The 14,916-nt window shown below is 64.2% G+C and carries 17 protein-coding genes; 10 read left to right on the plus strand and 7 right to left on the minus strand.

Features of this window, described 5'->3' with window-relative positions:
• Positions 1–18 precede the first annotated feature (18 nt).
• Together D886_RS0106415 and D886_RS0106420 are read right to left on the minus strand one after the other, a co-directional pair.
• Entirely contained in the window at positions 19–648 is a 630-nt protein-coding gene (locus D886_RS0106415; RefSeq protein ID WP_033694002.1) for an L-threonylcarbamoyladenylate synthase, read from the minus strand.
• Positions 649–661: 13 nt separating this feature from the next.
• Positions 662–1,522 (minus strand): PHP domain-containing protein, encoded by an 861-nt coding sequence (locus D886_RS0106420; protein WP_027593104.1) that lies wholly within the window; start codon positions 1,520–1,522, stop codon positions 662–664.
• A gap of 67 nt (positions 1,523–1,589) precedes the next feature.
• Between D886_RS0106420 and D886_RS0106425 the strand changes: the two genes are divergently transcribed.
• From D886_RS0106425 to D886_RS0106445, 5 genes are all read left to right on the plus strand, one after another.
• Positions 1,590–2,183, plus strand: coding sequence for a septation protein A (locus D886_RS0106425; protein WP_027593105.1), 594 nt, complete (start codon positions 1,590–1,592; stop codon positions 2,181–2,183).
• 1 nt (position 2,184) lies between these two features.
• Positions 2,185–2,484 (plus strand): YciI family protein, encoded by a 300-nt coding sequence (locus D886_RS0106430; RefSeq protein WP_027593106.1) that lies wholly within the window; start codon positions 2,185–2,187, stop codon positions 2,482–2,484.
• Positions 2,485–2,690: 206 nt separating this feature from the next.
• Positions 2,691–3,368 (plus strand): response regulator transcription factor, encoded by a 678-nt coding sequence (locus tag D886_RS0106435; RefSeq protein ID WP_027593107.1) that lies wholly within the window; start codon positions 2,691–2,693, stop codon positions 3,366–3,368.
• 239 nt (positions 3,369–3,607) lie between these two features.
• Positions 3,608–4,024, plus strand: a complete 417-nt coding sequence (locus D886_RS0106440; protein ID WP_027593108.1) for a Spy/CpxP family protein refolding chaperone — start codon at positions 3,608–3,610, stop codon at positions 4,022–4,024.
• 60 nt (positions 4,025–4,084) lie between these two features.
• Positions 4,085–5,422 carry a HAMP domain-containing sensor histidine kinase gene (locus D886_RS0106445; protein ID WP_027593109.1) on the plus strand — a complete coding sequence of 446 codons (1,338 nt, stop codon included), beginning with the start codon at positions 4,085–4,087 and terminating at the stop codon, positions 5,420–5,422.
• An 89-nt stretch (positions 5,423–5,511) separates the two neighbouring features.
• Here D886_RS0106445 and D886_RS0106450 read toward each other — a convergent pair whose 3' ends face one another.
• The gene (locus D886_RS0106450) at positions 5,512–6,069 is read right to left on the minus strand and encodes an NAD(P)H nitroreductase (RefSeq protein ID WP_027593110.1); all 558 of its coding nucleotides are present in this window, start codon (positions 6,067–6,069) and stop codon (positions 5,512–5,514) included.
• Positions 6,070–6,171: 102 nt separating this feature from the next.
• Between D886_RS0106450 and D886_RS0106455 the strand changes: the two genes are divergently transcribed.
• Positions 6,172–7,626: a TrkH family potassium uptake protein gene (locus D886_RS0106455; RefSeq protein ID WP_027593111.1), complete on the plus strand. Its 1,455-nt coding sequence runs from the start codon at positions 6,172–6,174 to the stop codon at positions 7,624–7,626.
• On the opposite strand, the gene D886_RS0106460 is transcribed toward D886_RS0106455, so the two are convergent.
• Complete coding sequence (locus D886_RS0106460) at positions 7,583–8,644, minus strand: AraC family transcriptional regulator (protein WP_027593112.1); 1,062 nt, start codon at positions 8,642–8,644, stop codon at positions 7,583–7,585. The genes D886_RS0106455 and D886_RS0106460 overlap by 44 nt on opposite strands.
• A gap of 153 nt (positions 8,645–8,797) precedes the next feature.
• On the opposite strand from D886_RS0106460, the gene D886_RS0106465 reads away from it, so the two are divergent.
• On the plus strand, positions 8,798–9,109 hold the full coding sequence (locus tag D886_RS0106465; RefSeq protein ID WP_027593113.1) for a DUF962 domain-containing protein: 312 nt from the start codon (positions 8,798–8,800) through the stop codon (positions 9,107–9,109).
• Here the strand turns inward: D886_RS0106465 and D886_RS0106470 are convergent.
• On the minus strand, positions 9,106–9,915 hold the full coding sequence (locus D886_RS0106470; protein ID WP_027593114.1) for a UDP-2,3-diacylglucosamine diphosphatase: 810 nt from the start codon (positions 9,913–9,915) through the stop codon (positions 9,106–9,108). The genes D886_RS0106465 and D886_RS0106470 overlap by 4 nt on opposite strands.
• Before the next feature lie 128 nt (positions 9,916–10,043).
• Between D886_RS0106470 and D886_RS0106475 the strand changes: the two genes are divergently transcribed.
• Both D886_RS0106475 and D886_RS0106480 read left to right on the plus strand, forming a co-directional pair.
• Positions 10,044–10,817: an AraC family transcriptional regulator gene (locus D886_RS0106475; RefSeq protein ID WP_027593115.1), complete on the plus strand. Its 774-nt coding sequence runs from the start codon at positions 10,044–10,046 to the stop codon at positions 10,815–10,817.
• Positions 10,818–10,981: 164 nt separating this feature from the next.
• Positions 10,982–11,872, plus strand: coding sequence for a DMT family transporter (locus tag D886_RS0106480; RefSeq protein WP_027593116.1), 891 nt, complete (start codon positions 10,982–10,984; stop codon positions 11,870–11,872).
• Here the strand turns inward: D886_RS0106480 and D886_RS0106485 are convergent, their stop codons facing one another.
• Positions 11,873–12,154, minus strand: coding sequence for a SelT/SelW/SelH family protein (locus D886_RS0106485; protein ID WP_027593117.1), 282 nt, complete (start codon positions 12,152–12,154; stop codon positions 11,873–11,875). It lies immediately after the preceding gene.
• A gap of 67 nt (positions 12,155–12,221) precedes the next feature.
• Here D886_RS0106485 and D886_RS0106490 point away from each other — a divergent pair, with 67 nt between their 5' ends.
• A complete protein-coding gene (locus tag D886_RS0106490; protein ID WP_027593118.1) occupies positions 12,222–14,408 on the plus strand; it encodes a patatin-like phospholipase family protein in 2,187 nt (728 codons plus the stop codon).
• Between the two features lie 27 nt (positions 14,409–14,435).
• Here the strand turns inward: D886_RS0106490 and D886_RS0106495 are convergent, their stop codons facing one another.
• Positions 14,436–14,873 (minus strand): MarR family transcriptional regulator, encoded by a 438-nt coding sequence (locus tag D886_RS0106495; protein WP_027593119.1) that lies wholly within the window; start codon positions 14,871–14,873, stop codon positions 14,436–14,438.
• Positions 14,874–14,916: the final 43 nt, after the last annotated feature.

The raw sequence follows: 14,916 nt of genomic DNA on the forward strand, positions 1-14,916 counted from the left end.
CGGGCGCTTCCACCTGGCTCACGCGTTGACCAGGAACGGGGTCGGGTCGCCGCAGCCTTCGCGGATCAATGCAGGCTCATCGCCCGTCAGGTCGATCACCGTGGACGCCTTGAGGTCGCCGAAGCCGCCATCGATGATCAGGTCGACATGGTGCTCCAGGCGTTGGCGGATCTCGTAGGGGTCCGTCATGGGTTCTTCATCGCCCGGCAAGATCAGGCTCACACTCATCAACGGCTCTCCCAGCTCCTCGAGCAGCGCCAGGACGATAGGGTTGGAGGGCACGCGCAGGCCGATGGTGCGGCGCTTCTCGTGCATCAAGAGCCGCGGCACTTCCCGGGTGGCATTGAGGATAAAGGTATAGGGCCCCGGAATGTGCGCTTTGAGCAGACGGAACGTGGAGGTATCGATCTTGGCAAACAGGCCCATTTGCGACAGGTCGCAGCACAACAGGGTGAAATTGTGTTGCTTGTCCAACTGGCGCAGACGGCGGACCCGTTCGATGGCGTTCTTGTCACCGATCTGGCAGCCCAGTGCATAGGCCGAGTCGGTGGGATAGACCACCACACCGCCCTTGCGAATGATTTCGACGGCCTGTTTGATCAGGCGCGCTTGCGGGTTTTCCGCATGTATCTGGAAAAATTGGCTCACATAGTCGTCCTGTTCATACCGCCATAGGCTGTTCATGGCTGAATCGGCGCCACAGAGGTGGCAGGTCCTCGGGCAAAGGCCGGTAGGCACCGATCTCTCCCCAGGTGCCGGGGCCGTGGAAGTCACTGCCAGCGCTTGCCAGCAGGCCGAACTCACGGGTGAGGATAGACATCGTGCCCACCTGCTCGGCGGGCATCATCCCGTTGACCACCTCAAGCGCTTGCCCGCCTGCCTGAATATAGTCGGCAATCAGCCGTCTGCGCTTGCTGCGGGTCAGATCGTAATGCATCGGATGGGCCAGGCTCACCCAAGCGTTGGACTGGCGAAGGGTCGCAACGGTTTCGTCCAGGGTCGGCCAATGCTGCTTGACGTCGCCGAGCTTGCCGGCGCCCAGCCACTTGCGGAAGGCCTCGCCGCGGTCCTTGACGTGCCCCGCGCGCACCAGAAACTCGGCAAAGTGCGGGCGCGCTGGGGCGTTGCCGCTGTCGCCGAGTTCTTGTTGCACGGCCCTGGCACCGTCGAGCGCACCCGGCATGCCCTTGACCGCCAGCCGTTTGTCGATTTCCTCCGCGCGCAGCCAGCGGCCACGGTGCAACGCCTCGATGGCGTCGAGCAAGGGCGGTGCGTCGAGCGGGAAGTCATAGCCCAGCACATGGATGGTTGCCCCGCCCCAGGTGCACGACAGCTCTACCCCGCTGACCCAGTGCATGCCGTGCGCGTGGCAGGCCTGGCGTGCTTCGACGAGCCCTTCGAGGGTGTCATGGTCGGTCAGTGCCAGCGTTTGCACCCCGTGCTCATGGGCCCGGGCGACCAGGACCGTGGGCGACAGGGCGCCGTCGGAGGCCGTGCTGTGACAGTGCAGATCAACATTCATGGAGGAGCGCTACCGCTGGAATCGATGTTTGTTATTATGCCGTCACATCCCGATTCTGGCTGCCATTGTGAAACAATTCATCGATTTCATCCCGTTGCTGCTGTTCTTCATCGTCTACAAGCTCGACCCGCGGCCCATGGAGGTCGCCGGCCACAGCTTCGAATTCGGCGGTATCTACAGTGCCACGGCCATGCTCATCGCCAGTTCCCTGGTGGTGTACGGTGCCCTGTTCCTGCGCCAGCGCAAGCTGGAAAAAGGCCAATGGCTGACCCTGGTCGCCTGCCTGGTGTTCGGCGGCCTGACCCTGACCTTCCACAGCGAAACCTTCCTCAAATGGAAAGCGCCAGTGGTCAACTGGTTGTTCGCCCTGGCGTTCGCCGGCAGCCACTTCATCGGTGACCGGGTGCTGATCAAGCGCATCATGGGCCACGCCCTGACCCTGCCCGATGCCATCTGGACCCGCCTGAACCTGGCCTGGATCTGCTTCTTCCTGGTCTGCGGCGCGGCCAACCTGTTCGTCGCCTTCACCTTCCAGGCCTTCTGGGTCGATTTCAAGGTGTTCGGCAGCCTGGGCATGACTGTGATCTTCCTGGTTGCCCAAGGTGTCTACCTGTCGCGTCACCTGCACGACGACCCTTCTACCTCCAAACCCAAGGATTGACATGCTCTACGCCATCATCGCCAGCGACGTCGCGAACTCCCTGGAAAAGCGCCTGGCTGCCCGCCCTGCGCACATCGAGCGCCTGCAGCAACTCAAGGCCGAAGGCCGCGTGGTGCTGGCCGGCCCACACCCTGCCATCGACAGCAACGACCCAGGTGAAGCCGGTTTCAGCGGTAGCCTGATCGTGGCTGAGTTTGATTCCCTGGCCGCTGCACAGGCCTGGGCCGATGCCGATCCGTACATTGCCGCGGGCGTGTACGACAGCGTCATCGTCAAGCCATTCAAGCAAGTTCTGCCTTGATTCAAGGCCGTGTCGCCTGCTTTCGCGGGCAAGCCCGCTCCCACAGGGACAGCGCAAGCTTCGCGCTTTGCGCAAACCTGCAGGTGCGAGCTTGGCCGCGAAAGCAGGCCACGCGGTGCTGCTGGTTACACACTTGCCATCAGTCTGCGGTATCTTTGCCACTGGCGGACCAATATGACGCCGTCGATGGTTGAGTTGAGTGAGTCATGAGTGAGCTGTTACTGATTGATGATGACCAGGAGCTGTGCGAGCTGCTCGGCAGCTGGCTGACCCAGGAAGGTTTTTCTGTACGTGCCTGCCACGATGGCCTGAGCGCACGTCAGGCCCTGGCCGCGCATGCACCAGCGGCGGTGGTGCTGGATGTGATGCTGCCTGACGGCAGCGGCCTGGAGCTGCTCAAACAACTGCGCAATGACCATGCCGAGCTGCCGGTGCTGATGCTGTCGGCGCGCGGCGAGCCGCTGGACCGCATCCTTGGCCTCGAACTGGGCGCCGACGATTACCTGGCCAAACCCTGCGACCCCCGGGAGCTCACTGCCCGCCTGCGCGCCGTGTTGCGCCGCAGCCACCCGGCAGCCACCACCACCCAGGTAGAGATCGGCGACCTGATCTACAGCCCGGCACGTGGGGTGGCCAGCATCGATGGCCGCGAGATGACCCTGACCCTGTCCGAAAGCCGCATCCTCGAAGCCCTGCTGCGCCAGCCCGGTGAACCGCTGGACAAGCAGGAACTGGCGCAGATTGGTCTTGGCCGCAAGCTGACCCTGTATGACCGCAGCCTGGACATGCACGTCAGCAACCTGCGCAAGAAAATCGGGCCCCATGCCGATGGCCGCCCGCGCATCGTTGCGTTGCGTAGCCGGGGCTATTACTACAGCTTGTGAGATCGCTGGGACCGCTGCGCAGCCCATCGCCGGCAAGCCAGCTCCCACATGAGCAGTGCAGTGTTCAAGGGCAGCGCTATCGCTGTAGGAGCTGGCTTGCCGGCGATGGGCTGCGCAGCGGCCCCAAAATCTCAGCCGCCATCTTTACCCAGCCTTTACCCTCCCCTGACCGCCCTTGACGGTGAGCTGCGTAGACTGTGCTCATCCGGTAACCACCGGCCTATGAAAGGAGAGACACCATGCGCAAGACCCTTATCGCCCTGATGTTCGCCGCCGCCCTGCCGACCGTGGCCATGGCCATGCCTGAAGGCGGCCCGCGTCACGACGGCCCGCATCATCGCGGTGATGCGCCTTTCGCCCAACTGGACCTGAGCCGCGACCAGCGTCAGCAGATCGGCAAGCTGATGGGCGAGCAGATGAAGCAACGCCGCGACATCACCGAGCGCTACCTGTCCAAGCTGCCTGCCGCCGACCAGAAGGCCATGCAGGATGAACTCAAGGCCAGCCACGACAAGACCGACAGCCAGGTCCGCGCCCTGCTCAAGCCTGAGCAACAAAAGCAGTTCGACGAACTGCAGAAAGAGCGGGCTGCGAAGAAAGCCGAATGGCAAGCGTTCCAGGCCTGGAAAGCTGAAAAAGCCGCGAAGGCCCAGTAAGCTAACCGCCCGACGCCCGGCCCGCACCCCTGCGGGCCGGGCTTTTCCCGTTTGCAGGAGGTGCACTTGCGTTCACTGTTCTGGCGCATCCTGGCCAGTTTCTGGCTGGCCATTACCCTGGTTGCCGGGCTGTCGATCCTGTTGGGCCACATGCTCAACCAGGACGCCTGGATCCTCAGCCGCCACCCGGGCCTCAACACCCTCGCCAGCCACTGGGCCAAGCACTACGAACAGGAAGGCACGGCCTCGGCGCAGCAGTTCCTCGAACGCCGCAAGCAGCGCTTCAAGATCGATGTGCAAGTGCTCGACGACAGCGGCGAGGCGGTGGTGCCCGGCACCTTCCCGCGCCGCGCAGCGGCCTTCGAGGCGCGCCAGCACAATGACGAGCGGCGCTTGCCGTGGCGGCGCCTGACCGAGGAATACACCAGCCCCTACAGCGGTGAGACGTACCTGCTGATTTACCGGATCCCGCACCCCGAACTGGACGCGTGGCACCGCGAGAGCCTGCTCTGGCCACTCAGTGCACTGGGCATCGCCTTGGTGGTACTGACCTTGTTCAGCCTGTTGGTGACCCTGTCCATCACCCGCCCCTTGAGCCGCCTGCGCAGCGCAGTGCACGACCTCGGCCAGACCAGCTACCAACAGAACAGCCTGGCGCGCCTGGCCGCCCGGCGCGACGAGTTCGGGGTCTTGGCCAACGACTTCAACAAGATGGGTGCCCGCCTGCAGAGCACCATCGGCAGCCAGCGCCAGTTGCTACGCGACGTCTCCCATGAACTGCGCTCACCGCTGGCTAGGCTGCGTATCGCGCTGGCCTTGGCCGAACGGGCTGAGCCCGAGCAGCGTCAGGCGCTGTGGCCGCGCCTGACCCGCGAATGCGACCGGCTGGAAGACCTGATCAGCGAAATCCTTGCCCTGGCCCGTGTCGATGCCGAGCAGGCGCATGCCGAGCCGGTCGACCTCAACGCCTTGCTGGGCGGTGTGCGCAAGGATGCGTTGCTCAGCGCGCCGGAGCAGGAGGTCCGCCTGCAGGCGCAACCTGGCCTGACCTTGCAGGGTTGGCCAACCTTGATCGAGCGCGCCGTCGACAATCTGCTGCGCAATGCCTTGCGCTTCAACCCGGTCGGGCAGCCGATCGAAGTCAGCGCCGAGCGTGAGCAGGGCCGCATCGTGCTGAGCGTGCGTGACCATGGGCCTGGGGTGGCGGCAGAACACCTGGCGCAGCTGGGTGAGCCGTTTTTCCGCGCCCCGGGGCAGCAAGCCGCTGGGCATGGATTGGGGCTGGCGATTGCGCGCAAGGCGGCCGAGCGCCATGGCGGCAGCCTGGTGCTGGCGAACCATCCGCAAGGGGGATTTGTGGCACGGCTGGAGTTGCCTGTGGCACAGGTTGTTGGTTGAGCCTGGGGCGGGGCCGCTTTGCGCCCCATTCGCAGCACAAGGCTGCTCCTACACGGGTTACGCGATAGCGGCCCCAACCCTCTCAGCGTTTACTCGCCCCAGGCACTGACAAAATCAGCAGTGTCCAGCACGGGCGCGGTACGCGGCTCGTTCACCGGCGTGCCGACATACAGGTAACCGATCAACTCCTCATGCTCGGCCAACCCCAGCCCTTTGTGCACATGCGCATCGAACGCCATGTCACCGGTACGCCACACCGCACCGACACCCTGGGCATGCGCCGCGATCAGAATACCGTGGGCCGCACACCCGGCCGCCAGGCGCTGCTCGGACTTGGGCACCTTGAAATGGTCCTGCAGCTTGGCGATCACCACAATCAGCAACGGCGCACGCAGCGGCATGGCACGTGCCTTGTCCAGCGCTGCCTGGCTGGCATCGCCCTTGTGCTGCACCGCTTCGGCGAACAGCTCGCCCAGCTTCTCACGGCCCTGGCCTTCGATGGTCAGGAACCGCCACGGGCGCAGCTGGCCGTGGTCCGGTGCACGCAATGCAGCCTGGAACAACGCCTCACGCTGGGCATCATTTGGCGCGGGGTCGGTCAGACGTGGCACGGAAACACGGTTGAGCAATGCGTCGAGAGCCTCCATCGGCTACCCTCCTGGCAGGTGAATGTGCGGCCATTCTAGCGTTTACATCACCAGACCCATAGGTAGAATGGCGCCCTTCCGTTCAGAGTCAGAGCAGATCACATGGCGTTGCCGACCTTAAGGATCATTGGTTTCATCATCGGCATCTTCCTGATCACCCTGGCCGTCAGCATGGTCGTGCCCATGGCGACCCTGGTGATCTTCGAGCGCACTGGCGACATGCCGTCGTTCCTCTGGTCCAGCCTGATCACCTTCATCGCCGGCCTGCTCATGGTCGTGCAGGGCCGGCCCGAGCACGTGCACCTGCGCCCGCGCGACATGTACCTGCTGACCGTCAGCAGCTGGCTGGTGGTGTGCGTGTTCGCGGCCTTGCCGTTCCTGTTGACGCAACACATCAGTTACACCGACGCCTTCTTCGAGAGCATGTCCGGCATCACCGCGACCGGCGCCACGGTGCTCAGCGGCCTGGACAGCATGTCGCCGGGTATCTTGATGTGGCGCTCGATGCTGCACTGGCTTGGCGGCATCGGCTTTATCGCCATGGCCGTGGCGATCCTGCCGCTGCTGCGCATTGGTGGCATGCGCCTGTTCCAGACCGAGTCCTCGGACCGCTCCGAAAAGGTCATGCCGCGTTCACACATGGTCGCCAAGTCGATCGTCGGCGTGTACGTCGGTTTCTCCGTGCTCGGCGCGCTGGCCTTCTGGTGGGCCGGCATGCGGCCGTTCGATGCCATCAACCACGCCATGTCGGCGATTTCCACCGGGGGCTTCTCGACCTCCGACCAGTCGTTGGCGAAATGGGATATCCCTGCTGTGCATTGGGTCGCGGTAGTGGTGATGATCCTCGGCAGCCTGCCCTTCACCTTGTATGTGGCCACCTTGCGCGGCAACCGCCGGGCGTTGATCCGCGACCAGCAGGTTCAGGGGTTGCTCGGCATGTTGGTGGTCACCTGGCTCGTGCTGGGTACCTGGTATTGGGCCACCACCAAGCTGCACTGGCTGGATGCCTTGCGCCACGTGGCGCTGAACGTGACCTCGGTGGTCACCACCACCGGCTTCGCCCTGGGCGACTACAGCCTGTGGGGCAATTTCTCGCTGATGCTGTTCTTCTACCTGGGCTTCGTCGGCGGCTGCTCCGGCTCGACCGCAGGCGGTATCAAGATCTTCCGCTTCCAGGTCGCCTACATCCTGCTCAAGGCCAGCCTTAATCAGTTGATCCACCCGCGCGCGGTGATCAAGCAGAAGTACAACGGGCACCGCCTCGACGAAGAAATCGTGCGCTCGATCCTGACGTTCTCGTTCTTTTTCGCGATCACCATCTGCGTGATGGCGCTGCTGCTGTCGCTGCTGGGCGTGGACTGGATGACCGCGCTGACCGGTGCTGCCGGCACCGTGTCGGGCGTAGGCCCAGGGCTGGGCGAAGTGATCGGCCCAGCCGGCAACTATGCGACGCTGCCGGACGCCGCCAAGTGGATCCTCGCCGGCGGCATGCTGCTCGGCCGGCTGGAGATCATCACGGTGCTAGTGTTGTGCATGCCGGCGTTCTGGCGTCACTGACCCCTTCAGGCTCCGCGCCCAGGCGGGCGCGGTATTCGCTGGGGGTGGCATCGAACCAGCGGCGGAACGCCCGGTAGAAATTGCTCGGGTCGGCGAAACCCAGCAGGTAGGCGGTTTCCAGCAGGGTCATACCGGGCTGGGCCAGGTACTGCTCGGCCAGCTCACGGCGGGTATCGTCGAGCAAGGTCTGGAAGCTGGTGCCCTCCTCTTGCAGGCGCCGCTGCAAGGTCCGCTGAGACAGGTGCAGGGCCTGGGCCAGGGTTTCACGCTTGGGCTCGCCCTGGGGCAGGATGCGGCACAGCACCTGGCGCACCCGGTGGGTGACCCGGCTTTCCGAAAAGCGCGCCAGGTACTCACCGGCAAAACGGTCGTGCAATATGGCCATGGCCTCGTTGGCCGTCGGCAGTGGCGCTTCCATGTCGGCACGCTCGAACACCAGCGCATCGTGCGGTGCATCGAACACCAACGGTGAATGGAAGGCGACCTTGTAGGGTTCGATATTCTTCGGCTGCGGCCCCTGCACCAGTACCCGGCGCGGCTGGATGACGCGCCCGCTGAGCCAGGTGCACAACGACAGCGCGCACGCCAACGACGCTTCGGCGCTGTGCCGGGTCGGCGGCAGATGGTCGCCATGCACGGTCAGAATCAGCGAATAGCCCTCAGGGCCAAGGCGGAAGCTCAAGTCGGAGCTTTCGGCAATGATGCGCTGGTAACGCACCAGCCGCTCGAAGCCTTCGGCCAAAGTGCGGCTGGACATCAACGCATAGCCCACCACATGGAACGAAGCCGGGCGCACTACCCGTGCCATGTTCAGGCCGATGGCTTCGTTGCCCGACAGTTCCACCGCCAGCTGCCACAGCCGGGTCATGGAATCCTGAGGGAAACGCGCGTCGGGGTCGTCGAGGGCGGCGAAGTCGAGCCCGAGTTGCTTGAACATGGCTGGGCAATCGAGCCCTTCCAGCTCGAGTGCCTTGACGATCCCTGATGCCCAGCTGGCTGACGTGGTTCTTTCACTCATGACAGGCTTCTTATGCTGACCGCTCCTGCGGTGAACCCCAAGGATACTCAATTGGCGCCTATTGTCACTGGTAGGCCCCGCCAATGACTCTAGACTCGATTCAGGCTCCACGCCGTGCATCTTATCCAGAAGTATTAATCCCGGAGCAGTGCCATGAACAGCACAGCGCAGTTTCGCAGTTTTGCCGAGTTCTACCCCTACTACCTGGGTGAGCACAGCAACCCCACCTGCCGCCGCCTGCATTTTGTCGGGACAAGCCTGGTGATTGCCTTGCTGGCGTACACCATCGGCAGCGGCAAATGGTTGCTGCTGCTGGCCGTGCCGCTGTTTGGCTATGGCTTTGCGTGGGTCGGGCATTTCTTCTTCGAGAAGAACCGGCCGGCGACGTTTACCTATCCGCTTTACAGCCTGATCGGTGATTTCGCCATGTTCCGTGACATCTTGCTGGGCAAGATCAGCCTTTAAATGGCCTGGGCCGCCTTGCGGCCTTCAGCGAGTCGCGCCTGCGCATCCGCCAGGCGATACAGCTCGATGCTGCCATCCCAGTGCTCGATCAAGGCCGTGCACGACTCCACCCAATCCCCGCAATTGAGGTACTCCACCTCCCCCACCTTGCGGATCTCGGCATGATGGATGTGCCCGCACACCACCCCCTGAAACCCGCGGCGGGTGCACTCGTGGGCAATGGCATCCTCGAAGTCGCTGATGAAGCTCACAGCGCCCTTCACTTTGTGCTTGAGGTAAGCCGACAACGACCAGTAGCCATAGCCGTAACGTGCACGCCAGTGGTTGAGCCAACGGTTGAGCACCAGGGTGAACTCATACGCGCGGTCACCTAGAAACGCCAGCCAGCGGTGGTAGCGGGTTATTACATCGAACTGGTCGCCGTGGATCACCAGCAGGCGGCGCCCATCAGCCGTCAGGTGCTCGGCCTCATCTACCAACTGGATGTTACCCAGCATCAGCTTCGAATAACGGCGCAGGAATTCGTCATGGTTGCCGGTGACATAAATGACCTCGGTGCCTCGCTTGCTCATGGTCAACAGGCGCCGGATGACGTTGGTGTGCGCTTGCGGCCAATAGATGCCGCCACGCAGCTTCCAGCCATCGATGATATCGCCGACCAGGTAGATGCGGTCGGCCTGGTAGCCCTTGAGAAACCGCGACAGGTGCTCGGCCTGGCAGTCACGGGTGCCCAGGTGCACATCGGAAATCCACACGGTGCGCACACGTTGCTTGCGCGAGGGACGGGAGAGTTCAGCGTGGGTCATGGGCGGGCTCCGGCGCAGTTTGCTGGAGACTGGCAGGCGCGGATGACAGCGCTGTGGCAAAACCATGACGGGTGATGGCCTGCAGTGAATGAGGCACAATGCGCGTCTGCCCTGCGAGGACGCCCCCCATGACCACAGGCCCGATCCTCTCGCTGCGCCACTACCGTGACAGCCTGATCGCCCACAGCCACGAACACCCGCAACTGGTGTTCGGCCTCAGCGGCCGCCTGGAATTCGAGGTCCAGGGCCACGGTGCACGGGTAGATCGTCAGGCCCTGATGGTGGTGCCGGCGGGTGCGCACCACACCTGCTCCAGCGGTGCTGGCAGCGACTGCCTGGTGCTGGATGTGCCTGGGGAGCACTGGTTGCGCGAGCAACTGGGCGAGCATGCCGATGCCAGCCGCCGGCTGCTCGATCGCCCCGCGGCCTTGGGCCTGGACGCTCGCCAGCAGCAGCTGGTGGACTGGCTGGCGGCCAGCCCCATGGGCGACCCGCTGATCGCCCGCCAAGGCGCGGCGCTGCTGTTGGCCAGCCTTACCCCGCCGGCAGCCGCCAGCATCAGGGCCAGCCAGCGCCTGCCTTATGCGGCGTTCGATGCGCATATCGAGCAACATGCTGCCTACCCGTTGCAGGTCGCCGACCTGGCGCGCCTGGCCGGGCTGTCCACTGCTCGCCTGCATGCACGCTTTATTGCCGAATGCGCGATGACGCCGATGGACTACATGCGCCAGCGGCGCTTGCTAAAGGCGCGACAACTGGTGGAGCAGACGGTGCTGCCAATGGGGGAGATTGCGGCGCGGGTGGGGTACAGCTCGCAAAGTGCGTTTTCGGCGGCGATGTTGCGGGCCTTTGGCTGTACGCCTTTGGCGTTGCGGCGAGAGCCTGGCGATAACGGACGCTAGTTGGGCGACAGAACGGGTTTGCCTGAAGACCTACACTGTGCCTGCACTGGCCCTTTCGCGGGGCAAGCCCGCTCCCACATGCTTCGGGGGTTGCGCCGTACCTGTGGGAGCGGGCTTGCCCCGCGAAAGGGCCAGTACTGACATACTCTTGCTCAAGGACCACCATGAACCACCGCACAGCCCTAGGCGCCCTGCACATTGGCGCGCTGTTCTTCGGCCTTACCGGCGTCTTCGGCAAGCTGGCCGCCAGCGCCAGCCCGGCCATCATCGTTTTCGGCCGCGCCGTTTTTGCAGTCCTGGCCCTGGCCCTGTTCGCCAGTTTTGCCCGCCAAGGCTGGCACCGGCTCAGTGGCCAGGATGTGCGCCGCCTACTGCTCGGCGGCGTGCTGCTGGCGGGGCACTGGGTCAGCTTCTTCATCGCCGTCAAGGTGGGCGGCGTGGCCATCGCCACCCTGGGCTTCGCCAGCTTCCCAGCCTTTACCGTGATCCTCGAAGGCCTGCTGTTCCGCGAACGCATCCGCCGCAATGAAGCCGTGCTGGTGCTGCTGGTGAGCATCGGCCTGGTGCTGGTCACACCGGCCTTCGACCTGGCCAGCGAGGCCACTGGCGGCCTGCTCTGGGCGCTGCTGTCGGGGCTGTTGTTCTCGTTGCTGTCGCTGACCAACCGCGCCGGCTCCGGCCGCTTGCCCGCCGTGCAGGCAGCACTGTGGCAAAACCTTGTGGTCAGCCTGTGCCTGTTGCCGTTTGCAGCACCCGGGCTGGGCGCGGTGACGCCGATGGACTGGTTGTGGATCGCCCTGCTCGGCGTCTTCTGCACGGGCGTGGCCCACAGCCTGTTTGTCGCCAGCCTGGCTGTGATCAAGGCGCGCACGGCTGCCGTGGTGTTCGGCATGGAGCCGGTCTACGGCATCGCCGTGGCCTGGGCCGTGTTCGCCGAAACGCCCACCGTGCGCATGCTGCTGGGTGGCGCGCTGATCATTTTCGCCATCGTGCTGTCCAGCCGCCTGGCCGCCGAACAACCCGTAAAGCCACGGCCGCTGGCCGAAGGCGCCTGATCAGCGATCGTTGTGGCCCAGGTCGCGCTGCGGGTCGATCTGGTCACGCACCCGCTGCTTGAGCACCTTGGCCTCCGGGAACCCACCGTCGGCCTTGCGCTCCCAAATCTGCACGCCATCACAGGTGATGCGGAAGATGCCACCGGTACCCGGCTCCAGCGCTACCCGACCAAGGTCGTCGGCAAAGGTGCTGAGCAGTTCTTGGGCCAGCCAGGCGGCGCGCAGCAGCCATTGGCACTGCGTGCAATACGTGATGACGATTTCAGGCTTGCTGATGGCCATTGCGAAGCATCTCCAGGTAAGGGGCCGCTTATACTAGCGGTCTTTTGCCCACGGTTTGAGACTCACGATGCGCCGTTTGCTGTTCTGTTTTTTGCTGATGCTGGTTGCTGCCACGGTCAATGCCGCCGAGCAGGTACGCCCCAAGGTTGGCCTGGTGCTCTCTGGCGGCGCTGCCCGCGGCCTGGCCCATATCGGCGTGCTCAAGGCCCTGGAGGAACAAGGCGTGCACATCGACGCCATCGCGGGCACCAGCATGGGGGCGGTGATCGGCGGGCTGTACGCCTCGGGTTACAGCGTCGAAGAACTGGAGAAGCTCGCCACTACCCTGGACTGGCAACAGGCCTTGTCGGATGCGCCACCGCGCAAGGACGTGCCGTTCCGGCGCAAGCAGGACGACCGTGATTTTCTGGTCAAGCAGAAGCTAAGCTTTCGCGACGACGGCAGCCTGGGCCTGCCGCTGGGCGTGATCCAGGGCCAAAACCTGGCGCTGCTGCTGGAAAGCAAGCTGGCCCATACCGCCGACACCCGCGATTTCGACAAACTGCCCATCCCCTTCCGGGCGGTGGCCACCGATATCGCCAGCGGCGAAAAGGTGGTGTTCCGCCGCGGCCACCTGCCCCAGGTGATCCGCGCCAGCATGTCGATCCCCGCGGTGTTCGCCCCGGTCGAGCTGGATGGCCGCTTGCTGGTGGATGGCGGCATGGTCGACAACATCCCGCTGGATGTGGCCCGCGACATGGGTGTGGACCTGGCCATCGTGGTCGACATCGGTACGCCGCTGCGTGACCGCAAGCAACTGGCCACGGTGGTCGATGTGCTGAACCAGTCGATCACCCTGATGACCCGGCGCAACTCTGAAGAACAACTGGCCAGCCTGCACCGCGACGACATCCTGATCCAGCCGACGCTGGCCGCGTTTGGCGTGACCGACTTCGGCCGCGCCCGCGAGATGATCGAGGCCGGCTACCGCGCCACCCGCCTGCTCGACCCGCGCCTGGCCGCGTTGCGCCAGCCCGAGGGCGACAGCAGCCTGGCCGTTGCCCGCTCGCCGCGTCAACGCACGCCGGTGATCACTGCGATCCGGGTGGAAAACGACTCCAAGGTCAGCGACGACGTGATCCGCTCCTATATCCGCCAGCCGATCGATGCGCCCCTGGAGCTCGACCGCCTGCAGACCGACATGGGCACGCTGTATGGCCTGGACTACTTCGACCGGGTGCAGTACCGCGTGGTGCACAAGGGCGCTGACAACACCTTGGTGATCAATGCCCGCGGCAGACGCGGCGGCACCGACTACCTGCGCCTGGGCCTGAACCTGTCGGATGACCTGCGCGGCGACAGCGCCTTCAACCTCGGCGCCAGCTACCGGGTCAACGGCATCAACAGCCTGGGCGCCGAATGGCTGACCCGCGCCCAGATCGGCGACCAGCAAGAGCTTTACAGCGAGTTCTATCAGCCGCTGGATGTGGGCTCGCGCTACTTCGTCGCGCCCTACCTGGACATAGGCTCGCGCAACATCGAGGCGACCCTGGACAACGACCCGATCGCCGAGTACCGCCTGGAACGCTATGGTTTTGGCCTCAACCTCGGCCGGCAGATCGGCACCTATGGCGAAGTGCGCCTTGGCGCGGGCAAGGCCTGGGGGGAAGCCGAAGTGCGTATCGGTGACCAGGACCTGCCCAAGGTCAGCTTCAATGAAGGGTTCTACGAGCTCAAGTACTCGTTCGATACCCTCGACAACGTGTACTTCCCGCACAGCGGCGAAGACATCGGCCTGACCCTGCGCAAGTACGACAAATCGCTCGATTCCGACCAGGACTACCGCCAGTGGCTATTCAACCTGGACAAGGCCATCAGCAGTGGCCCGAATACCTGGGTGCTGGGCGGGCGCTACGGGCGCACGCTGGATGATGCCGAGGTGGTGACCTCAAGCTTCGTGATGGGCGGCGCGCGGGAACTGTCAGGGTTCCGCCAGGACTCGGTGTCGGGGCAGAACATCAGCTTGCTGCGCATGGTCTATTACCGCCGCCTGACGCCACGGGCCTACGTGCCGCTGGACTTCCCGTTGTACATCGGTGGCTCACTGGAGCGTGGGCGGGCGTGGAACAACGACAATGAGTTCGACAGTGGCTACATCAATGCGGCGAGTATCTTCCTGGGGCTGGAGACACCGTTGGGGCCGTTGAACCTGAGCTATGGGGCCAACAGTGCGCATGAGCAAGCGGTGTATCTGAACTTGGGGCATACCTTCTGAATCAATGGGGCCGTATCCGGCCCGAAATCAGGATTTTTCGAGGTTACCCAGAATCTTCGCATGCACCCGCATGCACACTTCCAGGTCCGCCTCATCCACCCCGGTGAACAGCTCTACCCGCAGCGCGTTGGCAATGGTCTCGATCTGTTCGATCAGCGGCTTGGCCGGTGGGCACAGCAAAATCTTCTTCGCCCGCCGGTCTTCAAGCACTGCCTGCCTGCGCACCAGGCCCTGTGCCTCCAGGCTGTCGAGCAAGCGCGCCAGGGTCGGGCCTTCGACACCCACACTCTGGGCCAGCTCACGCTGGGTCGGTGCTTCTTCGAAACGGGCCAGGTGCAGCAACACCAGCCAGCGCGCCTGGGACAGGTTTAACCCGGCCAGGCGGCGGTCCAGCTCGGCACGCCAGCCCCGGGACATCTGGGCCAGCTGCATGCCGAAGCGGTGTTGGTTGTCGGTCAGGGGCATAAGCAACTCATTGAATAGATCTAATTATTAGGCAGCTAACCAT

Origin of the sequence: Pseudomonas sp. LAIL14HWK12:I7 (genome assembly GCF_000483465.1) — a bacterium.
Classification (GTDB): domain Bacteria; phylum Pseudomonadota; class Gammaproteobacteria; order Pseudomonadales; family Pseudomonadaceae; genus Aquipseudomonas; species Aquipseudomonas kermanshahensis.